At 60.5% G+C, this 11,515-nt stretch carries 8 protein-coding genes and 1 pseudogene; 5 read left to right on the top strand and 4 right to left on the bottom strand.

Annotated features, from left to right (window positions below; genetic code table 11):
- Positions 1-1,413 precede the first annotated feature (1,413 nt).
- Positions 1,414-2,055, top strand: a pseudogene (locus tag AC1Q6C_RS33040) (SOS response-associated peptidase); the annotation flags it as partial.
- Positions 2,056-2,198: 143 nt separating this feature from the next.
- On the opposite strand, the gene AC1Q6C_RS33035 reads toward AC1Q6C_RS33040, so the two are convergent.
- Positions 2,199-2,348 (bottom strand): hypothetical protein, encoded by a 150-nt coding sequence (locus AC1Q6C_RS33035; RefSeq protein ID WP_234552708.1) that lies wholly within the window; start codon positions 2,346-2,348, stop codon positions 2,199-2,201.
- A gap of 43 nt (positions 2,349-2,391) precedes the next feature.
- On the opposite strand from AC1Q6C_RS33035, the gene AC1Q6C_RS33030 reads away from it, so the two are divergent.
- The 3 genes from AC1Q6C_RS33030 (at position 2,392) to AC1Q6C_RS33020 (ending at position 6,336) form a co-directional block, all read left to right on the top strand.
- Positions 2,392-3,060 carry a hypothetical protein gene (locus tag AC1Q6C_RS33030; protein WP_234552707.1) on the top strand — a complete coding sequence of 223 codons (669 nt, stop codon included), beginning with the start codon at positions 2,392-2,394 and terminating at the stop codon, positions 3,058-3,060.
- Between the two features lie 251 nt (positions 3,061-3,311).
- The gene (locus AC1Q6C_RS33025; RefSeq protein ID WP_492667102.1) at positions 3,312-5,081 is read left to right on the top strand and encodes an McrB family protein; all 1,770 of its coding nucleotides are present in this window, start codon (positions 3,312-3,314) and stop codon (positions 5,079-5,081) included.
- Positions 5,074-6,336, top strand: a complete 1,263-nt coding sequence (locus tag AC1Q6C_RS33020; protein WP_158646559.1) for an McrC family protein — start codon at positions 5,074-5,076, stop codon at positions 6,334-6,336. Before AC1Q6C_RS33025 ends, AC1Q6C_RS33020 begins: the two co-directional genes overlap by 8 nt.
- Before the next feature lie 353 nt (positions 6,337-6,689).
- Here the strand turns inward: AC1Q6C_RS33020 and AC1Q6C_RS33015 are convergent, their stop codons facing one another.
- Together AC1Q6C_RS33015 and AC1Q6C_RS33010 are read right to left on the bottom strand one after the other, a co-directional pair.
- Entirely contained in the window at positions 6,690-7,721 is a 1,032-nt protein-coding gene (locus AC1Q6C_RS33015; protein WP_492667101.1) for a hypothetical protein, read from the bottom strand.
- A gap of 175 nt (positions 7,722-7,896) precedes the next feature.
- Complete coding sequence (locus AC1Q6C_RS33010) at positions 7,897-8,538, bottom strand: polysaccharide deacetylase family protein (protein WP_308115603.1); 642 nt, start codon at positions 8,536-8,538, stop codon at positions 7,897-7,899.
- Positions 8,539-9,891: 1,353 nt separating this feature from the next.
- On the opposite strand from AC1Q6C_RS33010, the gene AC1Q6C_RS33005 reads away from it, so the two are divergent.
- Complete coding sequence (locus tag AC1Q6C_RS33005; RefSeq protein WP_054781810.1) at positions 9,892-10,734, top strand: hypothetical protein; 843 nt, start codon at positions 9,892-9,894, stop codon at positions 10,732-10,734.
- Between the two features lie 248 nt (positions 10,735-10,982).
- Here AC1Q6C_RS33005 and AC1Q6C_RS33000 read toward each other — a convergent pair.
- A partial coding sequence (locus AC1Q6C_RS33000; protein WP_492667100.1) for a cation:proton antiporter domain-containing protein occupies positions 10,983-11,515 on the bottom strand: 533 nt, incomplete at its 5' end.

Raw genomic sequence — 11,515 nt, 5'->3', positions numbered from 1 at the left:
ACTCTCTGACCACTTCCAGCGACGTCTACACCGTCGCCGCGCGCAAGGTACGACCGCCGGCAGCTTCCGCTGCGCAGACAGCCGAACCTGCAGCTGTGGCGCAGATGGGAGCCGCCGGGTAGAGATCGCACCCGCCTTAATTTCTTTCGACTGACGGTTCACCCCAAAGGTATTCGACAGAAAGGCGCGTCACATGTCATCACGCACAATGCTCGGGGCGTTGGGGGGTAGGCGTGGCAAGCATGGCCATTCGTGGTTGATCGGACGGGAGTTCAAGTGTTGGAAACAAAGATCGCTAGGTGGGGCCAATTCGCGGTAGCGCCCGAAGGCCTGACGATTATCGCTGCACCACGCCTAGGGCCGATATGGCTGCGGCGGCACTTGTCGAGGCCATTCGCACGTCGATCCCCAGGCGAAAGGAGTCGGCCCGAGCCTCACGGGCCAACCTCAAGCGTTGTCTCGATGAAAGCCGCCAAGAACTGCACTCGGTTGGGCAAAAAATGTAACTTCCGTGGGGGTGCCCGAGACTGCATGAGATCTACCCCAACATGATTCGGGGGATCTAGAGCAAACCACAACAGCTCACACCGAGCATAATCGCCGCCATGCACTTCAGGCACGGTTCGGCGCTGACCGCCATCATCAATTCATCTGTCGCGCAAACGAAACCGAGGGCCTCATCGGCTTGCAGTAAGCCAGAAGATCGGCACCACCACCCGTCGACGAAGTGCCAGCTGGTGTGTGTTCGTATGCCAATGTCGCGTTCGTCGTCGAACACGATCGCGCCGATAGGCGTCTCCCCCGTCGGGACGGGCATTCGGTTGAAGCGCCGATCTCTGCTCGACGCCGACCGTCCTTGCGCTGACCGCTACCGACGAAATTGGCTGCTGTGAACACTGATTCCCTCACTATGAGGGTTAACCGAAAACACCGGTCAGCCGGCCCCGAGCGCGAAGGACACGACATCGTGTGCGAATGGAGGCCGTGGGCCTCGCAGGGGATCAGAGGCCGTACGTGTAACGGAGGGGTGGTGGGCGGCCTGATCGGCGGGTGTCGGTATTCAGTAGCCGGTGCCGATCGACATACCCGCCGGCCCGGCGTATCGCCGACACCTCCCACCCAAACCCTTGGAGCGACATGCACATTCAAAATGGTCCCGTAGCGCGCCGACAGAATTCGTCTCGCCACGGAGCCGATTTCGACAGACCAGCATCACTGCGAACAGTTCGCTCATAGTTCACTCGGTTCGAAACGACGATGTTCCCCTCGCCCGCCCCTCAGTCCTCGATGTCGGTGGGGCTCCGTTCGTATGTTGAGCCGGATGGTTTTTGATGTTTCCGCGACCACACTCTTCGACGAAACAGTTGTGGCCGAGTCTCAGCGGTTGGCGGTGAACGAAAGATCGCGGAATAGACTGTCGGCGACGAACTGCCCCCGTCCTACAACGTCGCTCCCACACAACCGGTCCGGGTGATCCTCGAACGAACCCCGCACGAGGAACCCGACTCCGAGCCCCAGCGCCAGCTCCTGACCGCCAGCTGGGGCTTGCTCCCTGCCTGGGCCAAGGATCGGAAGATGGCATCCAAACTCATCAACGCCCGCAGTGAAACCGTCACGGAGAAGCCGTCATTCAGAAGTAGTGCCACCAAACGACGGGCCATCATCCCCGCGAACGGCTACTACGAATGGATGAAGACCGAGGCAGGGAAGACTCCCTACTTCTTGCATGGAGAGAACGACGTGATCGCGATGGCTGGACTCTACGAGTTGTGGCCCGATCCTGAACTACCCGAAGATGATCCGAACAAATGGGTATGGACCTGCACCATTCTCACCCGGCCAGCTACGGATGCCACGGGACACATACACGACAGATCCCCGCTGATCCTGCCCGAATCGTTCTGGGAACACTGGCTCGACCCGAACCTCACCGACAAAGGCGAAGTCCAGGCGATGATCAATTCCGTTCCGGAGCCGCATCTCGAACCGTACGAAGTCTCGACGGCGGTGAACAGTCCGCGAAACAATACGGCGGACCTACTCAACCCGGTTTGACCGACGCAGCGCCGGCTCCTCGCTCCCGACACGGGGGACGTGTCGTTTCTGCAGTTCAGCCCTGTCGGGCGCTGCTGTGATGAAGAGGTTGTCTCGTTGCGGGACATCGGTGAACTGCTCGGGATCTCGCATCAGCGCGTGCGTCAACTCGTCAGCTGACCGGGCGCACCGAACCGACGGGGACGGCCGGCCGGTGATGTCGCCGCTGCGGCACCGATTCCCGATGCCTCAGTGGTGCCCTGCCGCAGTAAGTCGCACGTGTGAGTTGCCGTGGTCGATAGGGTGTTTGCCATGATCTGGATGCTTCGCTCGAAGCCGAGTCGCTAGGCCCTTCGGGTGGACGTTGCTGTCACTGTCGCTGAACTGCGGAGACAACTGGTCATCGTGCGAGATGTCACCGAATCTGGAAAAGCGGGCTCGGACACCTTGAATGCTGTCCGGTTGGACGCCAAGCCGACGCGGGATCATTTCCTCACTGCAGCGATGCGACTTCCCCGTATGGAACGCGAACTTGCCTTCCGGTGGGACCACGCCGCTGCGATGACGTACTGGTACCTCCACGGGGACCGGGGTTTCGCCCCGTTGGAGGAACAAGCCGCTGTGCTGCTGGCCGGTCTGCCCGACGGAGTCGACACCGCCGCCGTCGAAGCAACCATCGCCGCCATCCACGACCGCACCGAGACGCCCATTCTCCGTGTCCCCTGGCGCGGCACCACGGATCGGGTACGGACTCCGGATGAAGTGGATCAGCAGGGCTTGCGGGAACGGATGTCCAACGATCGGACCCGGTTGAAGTTCGACGAGATCCTCGACCCTGACTCAGCCAACAGTCGGCGGGCAGCACGAAATTTCGTGCCGTGGCTCGACGAGGCTCTCGACTACCTCGCTGTCACCCGAACTCACGAAGAGCTCGAGGCCGTCGCCGGGCGTTGGCGAAGTGCGCGAAACAAATACATTCACGACAACCCGCACTACGCCGACGTCGTGATCAGGCCGCAGTCGTAGGCACTGGCAGGGATCGCCGAGAGGTCGCCACCCGTGACGTCGAGCTCGGGCAAGGTGAATCGGGGAGTGAGAACACTGCGGTTGACTGTTGCAGGAGAGCATTCGTGCGCGCACGCGTGCGCGCATCGGTGCACGCATAGCTTCGCGCTGAGGGATGCTTCGTCAGAGAATGGTCTCGAATCGCTGGTTGTGATCGGTTTCTCGCATGCGGTGACTCAATCAGGGAGAGCGGTCGGGTATAGATAGCGAGCATGAGCGAGAACATCACGACCGGTGGGACCTATCCGACTAAAGGTCGCGAAGGGATGGATGAACTCGAAGCGGTGGGCCGTCGACTGATCGTCGACGGGTACTTGCGGGGCGATTCGGTGTTCACTCCGGGCGAGCCGGTGTGGTCGCGGGCGAACTTCGTTGAACTCAAAGAGATCTACATTGACCGCCCTGATCAAAGTCAGGACAAGAATTTCTTTGAAAAGCTCACTGTGCAGTTCGCCGGCGCCAGCGATGGCGCGATCCAACTGTTCGCCGAGTTGCTGCTGACGAATGTGCTCCCGCTGTCTAATTACCTGTGGAACACCAAGTATCGGCATGTGCGGCAGGTGTTGGAGATGATGGAGCATCCTGTCGACTTTCCCACCGATGTCGTATCAGTGACTGGTGTGGGGGCTTTCAACGGTGGAACGGCGTTTGGTGTTCGGCGATGGTCGCAGTTGTGGCTCCTGATCTACTTCGGCCTGCATGTGCACTCGTTGAGCGCGGAGGAACGGGAGGCTCTCGCGACGGACCCGTTGGCGTTCCGCGATGCGTTGGCGGCTGTGCCGGCGCCGAACGAGCCTGTCCAGCGTGCTGCCGTGCGGTACCTGGCGTTCCCGAAGTTCTTCCGCCCGATAGTCAACGCGGGACACCGGCGTCTGATCCGGGACACCTTTGCGTCGTATCTCCAGCGCTCGGTTTCTGACGATGTCGACGTCGACCTTGACGAGATCATCCGTGCTTTCGAAGCCGAGCAGAACGGCCCCGTCGATTTCTACCAGGAGCCGTGGAAGTCGATGTGGAAGCCGGTCAAACCGCCCAAGAAGGTTGACGCGACCGATGACGATGTCGATGAGGTCGAAGGTTCCGACGACGAATTGCTCGTTCCGACACCGGAATTATCCATCGTGGATCCGGACCAAGAGCTGGCGGACTCGTTGCATGTGGACCTCGGTTGGCTGGCCAGGTGCACCGATCTGCTGCGTGATCGCCCGCAACTGATCTTCTACGGCCCGCCCGGTACCGGGAAGACGTACATCGCGAAGACGTTGGCTCGGCATCTCGCCGGCCCGGACAACGTCACCATCGTGCAATTCCACCCTGCCTACAGCTACGAGGATTTCTTCGAAGGCTTCCGGCCCACCCCGCGCAGCGATGGGCAGGTCGGCTTCGAACTCAAACCGGGCCCGATGCGCCGCTTGACCGACCGCGCCCGCAAGCATCCGGATCAGTTGTTCGTGCTGGTCGTCGACGAGATCAATCGCGGAAACCTCGCCAAGATTTTCGGTGAGTTGTACTTCCTGCTCGAATACCGCGACGAGGCAATCGATCTGATGTACTCCTCGGGCGATGCCGAGCCGTTCACTCTGCCACGCAATGTGGTCATCATCGGCACGATGAACACCGCGGACCGCTCGATCGCTCTCGTGGACACCGCCATGCGCCGCCGCTTCGGATTCATTCCGCTGCACCCAGCGCAGGAGCCCACGAAATCGGTCCTGAGACGTTGGCTCACCGCCCGCAAGTACCCGCAGCGTGTCGCGGACCTGCATCTTGCGTTGAACGCTGCCATCGACGATCCGGACTTCCAGATCGGACCCTCGTATTTCATGCGCCCGGCGGTCCACAGTGATGGGGGATTGGCGCAGGTATGGGACAGCGCGATTATCCCGCTGCTCGAGGAATTCCACTTCGGTGATCGCACCGTGGATCTCGAAGCCCGATACGGCCTTGCTGCTCTGGAGAAGAGCCTGACCACCGGTGAATGACCCAGTTACGGTGACCCTCTTCGAGCGGCCACCATGCGGTTACGGCTGCGCCGGCTGCCTGGTGTGCCGCCCGCAGGTGGCGTTGACGCCGGAGGGAGCTGCCGCGTTCGCGGCCACAGGACTGGTCACGGTCACACCCACGACCACTCCCGGAGTGTTCACACTGACCGCCACCAGGAAAATCGGCGCCGTGACCATCGGTGCTCTCACGGTGAGGGTGGAACCGAAAACACCGATCAGCCGCGTGATGTGGATGATGGGATACGTCCGTGACCCTGCGTGGTGGTCGCAGCACACCGCACTCGCCGACACGGATACCGACCTGGTTGCGGCGTTGGCCGAAGCGTTCGTCGTGGCAGCCGAGCGCGCGACTGCCCGCGGGTTGCTCTCCGGCTACCGCGAAGTCGAAGACTCGGGCCCGGTCTTGCGCGGGCGGCTACGCGCGGGCGATCAGATCACCCGACGCTTCGGGCTCGCACTGCCTGTGGAGATCCGCTACGACGAATACGACGAAGACATCGCCGAAAACCAGCTGCTGCTCGCCGCCACCTTGATTCTGCTCGATTCCGCGGTAGTCCCGCCCCGTCTGCAGACGAGGTTGGCCAGGCTCCGCCGCGCCCTCGCAGACGTCACACCGCCCAACCTTGGTGCCGAACCGTCCCCGGCGCGAACGAGAGTGAACGAGCGCTACCACTGGGCATTGCAGTTGTCGGAGTTGATCACCGAGCATCGGTCCATCGAGCACCGCATCGGGGACGTCGTCGTGCGAGGCTTCGTCCTCGACATGTGGAAAGTGTTCGAGGATTTCCTGATGACCACCACCGCTGCTGCGATCGCCCGCCGCGGCGGCACCGGAGTGCGCCCCGGATCCGGCCCGACGCGGTATCTCGATCACGGCCGCACCGTCACGATCGAACCTGACCTGACCTGGTACGACAACGACGACAAGCCCGTGGCAGTGATCGACGCCAAGTACAAAACAACCGCGGCCGGCAAGACCGGCCCGAACGCCGACATGTACCAACTGACCGCGTACTGCACCGCTCTCGGACTACGCGAAGGTCACCTGATCTACGCGAAAGGCGACACCGCCTCCCATGCCGTCGACATTGTCGGCGCCGACATCACCATCTACTGCCACGCCCTCGACCTGACCACGCCGCCAGCGGAGCTGCTGGCCTTGATCGACGTGCTCGTCGAGGCTATGAGGGCTCGGCACGGTGATGAATTCTCGGTGGTCGGACACGGCTCGTAGTCGTTGCAAGGCAAGCAGCATCGGACGGATGGCGCAATGGCTTGTCGCGGTCTGGAACGGCTCCTGTTGGTCTTGCTCTGGGGCGGTCAGGGCAGGGCGCTTGCTCGACGAGTGGCGAGCATTAAGGCACGCTGAGCGGTTTTCAGCGCCCGCCTACTCTCATCGCGCTATGCGGTACGTGCTCCACCGGCGCTTGACCAAGCTGACGGTTCGCTGGCGTGGACGCATCAACAATGCTCACACGAGAATCGCCGCGTCGTTCAATGGATGTCGACAATCGTCGATTCCAGGCACCACCACCTACGGCCACGCCTCGACCTGACCTTGCACGTTTGGTTGCTTCTCGACTGGACTTAGGCCAGCACGGGGTTGGGTAATTCTTTGGTGTGTGGTGCAGTGTGCTGGCTGAGGAGAAACAGTGCGAGTGCTCCGAATACGATTCCTACAATCCCTCCGAAACCTTCTGTTGCGAAATGAGCTAAGGCGTTCAGTCCTGTGAATGTCAGAGCTGCAAGGCGTAGCCCGACGTGCGGCCACCGTCGGTCGGATTGTCGAATTCCGACGATTGAGGGCGCAACGATGAGGAGGGTCAAGACCGCGCTTGCAAACAGGAGTGCGCTCGCAGGACCCATCTGGCTGATGGTGATCTGTCCTGAATCGTCTTCGAATTCCACTCCACCAAGAGTGATTTGGATGATGCCAACAACGATGCCGAGGAGTGCGAAGGCTGCGAGCACATATCCGACGACGATGGGAATCCATCGTGGGGCCAGGCGTCGACGAAGCCAAATAGCCGTTCGGCTTTGTGTGAATCGTCCGAACGTGTCTTCCGTTCTGGGTGCGTCGAGGACTAACTGCCGAAGAGCGTCGACAGTGTTGTGATCGGCATTCTGGCTTGCTGCGATGTCGAGCATCTCGAGGGCAGCGTTTTTGTCTTTCTCTGTTAGTCCGTGCGCCAATCCGTTCGCTGCGATTCGAGCAGCGTTGCAGGTGTATTCGTGGGCGGTCAGGGGTCGAGCGTTTCGCAGGATCTTCGTGAACACCAAGAGGGCAAGGACTGTGACGTACATGATTTCGGCAGAGGGGCCGTAAAAGTAGTCGTTGTCCACCGTGATGAACTTGCCGACTTCGTCGAGGAACAGACCAAATCCTATTCCTCCGATGACGGTCGCGCGCCTGGCTACGCGGTTCCCGATGAACATCCACGTGGTCACCAAGGCGATGACCATTGCTGCTGCTCCGTAGAGGGCATGAGCGATGTGCAGGGTCCGCCCTCCTACCTGGGGGTAGTCGGTGATTTCTAGGTAGCCGCGGGTGATCAGGATGGTCGAAATCGATACCAGGAGAAAGGTCTCGACAGACCCTGTGCCCTGAATATTTCGCACCCAAGGATGCTCACGAACTGCTGCACTATGTGTGAGTCCGCCGGGGTTCATGCGATTGCATCGCTTTGTGGTGATTGACGCTGTGGCGGTTTAGTATCAATGCTCAACGCATTCAGGGTATTCGGGTGGCTGCGCGCGTTGGAGCTGAGCTGGTCTGGTCCTTGGTGGGGGTCAGTCATAGCGCATCCGTGTCATCGAGGTGGACGAAGCGGCAGCCATCAGCGGTGAGGACGGACAGTGCAGACCTCACTCCCGCCGCTGTTGCGGAGTGGGGCTGATTCGCGTGGGCGAGAACTATCGCACCATCTGGTGCTGTCTGCAGTTGTCGGGAGACGGTTCCTGCTGACGCTGTCGCGCCCGCATCAGCATTGACGGCGAAACCTGCGATCCGTACTCCGAGGTCGTGTGCGATTGCGATAGCGACATCGTCGTAGTGCGCTGTGCCTGCTCTGAACCATCGACTGTCGACTCCTAGCGCACTGCTGAGCAATTGGCGGTTGCTGTCGATTTCGTGGACGACAGCAGAGGGGGCAGACGTTCCCCCGATGCCGTACGCAGGACGGCCGGTAACGGACAGCGGTACGTGGAGTGAGCCGTGGTTCTCGATTCGGAAGAGTGGATCTTCTCGTAACTCGGCTGCTTCGCGTGGGTTGGTGTGAAGCCACCGTTCGTTGAGGAACAGTGTCGAGGGAACTGCAAAGTCGCGGAGCGTAGCGATCAACGGTCGGTCGAGCGCCGAGCCTCCGGGGCCTCCACAGATATCGAATGTCAATGCCATGGTGCGCTTTTCGAAAGTGGTTGGAACGAGGGTCTGCACGCCGGGCAAGTCTGTTCCCCACCGAGAGGGCGCTCGATCCCACTGGCTATGAGACGCGGGTGCACTTTCTGGTGGGGTCGCTGCCGATGAGGGAAGTGCTTGGCTTTCTGTTGTTGCCGCTATCTGAGTTGGAGGATTCGCGCATGCCACGACGGCTGTGGGAATTCCCAGGGCAGCCAAGGCGAGAAATCTACGTCGGTCGAGCTCGCGAGATGATCTCGGTCGATGGAGGGGCATCACTGGTTCTCGCCTTCGCAGATGTACAAATCTTTCGGCACCGCCACTTCGGGTGAATCGCCGCGGGGGAGTGTGCTGATCGTCCCGGAAATGACGGCCGTTTCGGTTGCAGCGTTGTGGTTCGAGGAGTAGCGGCCGTAAGCGCAAGAAACTTGCAGAAGGGTCGCCCCTGATGTTGTCGCAGTGGTATCGCGGACCATATTGCGCCCTTCCGTCAAGAAAACTCTGTGCGTGCAGTCATCCGATAGAAGTTTCCACCTCGATCGACTGCATGTAGCGATACCGTGGGTAGGCGGCCATCGAAACTTCGGGATTGAACTATCTTGAGTGAATCCTAACGAGGAGCTGACTTCGTATCGATGTGGTGCTGTCGACGGCGGTGCGCAGTGCGAAGTTATCGGCACGGTCAGAGTCTGCCATTTGTGCAAACCAATTAGCTGCATTCGTCTGAGTTATGACGCGGTGGCGATTCCTTTCCACACGTTCCGGATGAGCGCCTGGGGAGTTCGACGGACTGCTGTTCACCCCCCAACTGTGCCTGTAGATGAGTGTGTAAGGCCCTGAACTGGGGTTACAAATACATTTTGTGCGTGCGCCCAATTCGGTTGTCAATGAAGTGTGTGATGTAGCGACGAGGTGTGCGTGTGTTCTTCGTATGCAGGCCCGCGCTCGTTATACTACAAATAGTATTTGTTTGTTAACAAAATTGGGTGATAGTTGCTGATTCGGATTGAAATACCGCTGCGCACGCAGAAGGGGTGAGAATTATCTGCATAATTGCATCGTGATCTATGCTTGGCGGATGACGACATCGGGCGAATCGATCCATTCGAGGAATCGTGTCTGTGTCTTTCGATTGCCCCTTAACTCTGCGGTTTGGGCTGTGAGGCCCTTTGCTCGGGGCGGGGACGAAGAGAGAGCCCGATATCGCTGACACCGCCAGATTGGACTGCCAAAGTTCATTCCAGGAAGTCTCAGTGCGCTGTAGATGCGCTGCGAGAAGCGTCGAGTCTTCCAGCTCAACAGCTTTGCCGTGTGTTCAGCCGTCGAATTAGCCCCCTGCCGACCCGTGACATCTCAGGTGTCACGGGTGGGCTCGAAAACAGGAGAAAGACAATGAAACTCGCTCACGGTGCCGCTGTCGCTGCCGCAGCTCTTGTATCCATCGGACTGAGCGGATGTGGAAACAGCGACAATTCCACAACGCCCAATGCTCAATCGACCGGATCGGCATCGAGTTCGGTGACCTCCACTACGTCCGCTCCTGCAACGAAATTGGTCGGGACGAGCGCGGCGCCTTTGCCGAGTCCGAGTCCGACTCACCCGGCAGCGGCCGCCCCTGCGGCCCTGTCCGACCTCGACTGTGGGCAGATTACGGGTACCAACGGTGCGAGTGCGAATGTCATAGCTTTCGCGACGGCAGCGGGGCGGGCGGGGTGTAGCGATGCGATTACGGTGACAAGTGACTACATCGGAATTCCGCGTACAGGGGACGCTGCGACGGTTGACGGATGGACCTGTGAACCGCAGCCCGACACCACGATCCCACACGTGTGTTCCAACAACGGCGTCATCGTCGGCCTACGCGGTGCAGCGGCGCCGGCCACGCTGCCTGCTCCCGCACCCACACCGATCCACTTGCCTGATCCTGCCAGGACGCCGCAGTCTGCCGGGTTGACCGAACCGTCGGCTCCGGCGCCGGCTGCTGCGGTCGCCGACGTCAACTGCGGCCCGGTGACCGATGCCGGTGGTAGCACTCGGCACGTCATCGCTGTCGGAACCGCGGCAGGTCGAGTTGGATGTACTGAGGCGATCACTGTCGCCACCACCTATGCCACGACCGTGGCGCCGTCGGATGTCGTCTCCGTCGACGGCTGGGCCTGCGAAGCGCAACCCGACGCAGTCGTTCCGTCCATTTGTGTCAAAGATGCGCTCCAGATCGCGCTCCGCGCGAGTTAATTGAAGCGAAATTTGACCCGCGGCGGGTCGGCGAAGAACGCACGCTAGGTGTATGAGGCAGTGATGTTCAGGTCGTGTGCCTTTCCGTCGCTGCATGTGGCCGCGGTTGAATGCCTCCAGTGACTCCTTTCCATGACTCGCTGGAGGCATTTCGCGTCGGTCCGCCCCAAGTTGATGTGGCCGGAGAAACATCGGGTTTCGGGCGCTTCATCCAAGTGAGCAGGTGAGAGGTTCGAAGCGAGATCCAGCTAGTGTTTCTCCGTACCTCTTGCGCGGCGAGCGTAGCGCGCACCAACCCGCTCGGCGGTAAACCCGTGCACAAGAACGCTTCCCAATACGGTCGCAACCATCACGTAGAGGACGAGTGATGCTTCATCGAGTTCGAGGTCGCTGTTTTCGTTGATGGCGGTAATCCCGCGCCATGCGAGTAGTCCGAAGATGATGGAAGCGGTGCCGCGGGGCCCCAGCAGTGCGATCGCCTGCCGGTCTGGCCTCGACAGATCTGAACCGATCAGCGACAGGGCTACAGGAACTGCCCTGATGATCGTCAACGCTGCGAGTACGAAGACGAACTCCTGCCATCCCGGTAAACCGATTGCCACCAAGTAGGACACTGTCGCTCCGAAAAGGAACCACATAGCCATGCTGCTCAGCGTTGCCACGTCCTCGGCCAACTCGAGTTCCGAGGCATCGATCGTCTTGGAATTGCGTGCGGCGTGGAAAGTGACGCCGCAGACAAAAGCGGCGATGAAGCCGTTGGCCGAGGAGACGGTGGCACCGC

The sequence above is a fragment of the Rhodococcus sp. MT28 genome, assembly GCF_058792695.1.
This window is presented reverse-complemented; position numbering and strand designations above follow the sequence as displayed.

Coding starts and splice junctions, on each gene's coding strand:
- AC1Q6C_RS33005 (WP_054781810.1), top strand. CDS start 9,892: ATGAAACTCGCTCACGGTGCCGCTGTCGCTGCCGCAGCTCTTGTATCC.
- AC1Q6C_RS33035 (WP_234552708.1), bottom strand. CDS start 2,348: ATGGCAAACACCCTATCGACCACGGCAACTCACACGTGCGACTTACTG.
- AC1Q6C_RS33025 (WP_492667102.1), top strand. CDS start 3,312: ATGAGCGAGAACATCACGACCGGTGGGACCTATCCGACTAAAGGTCGC.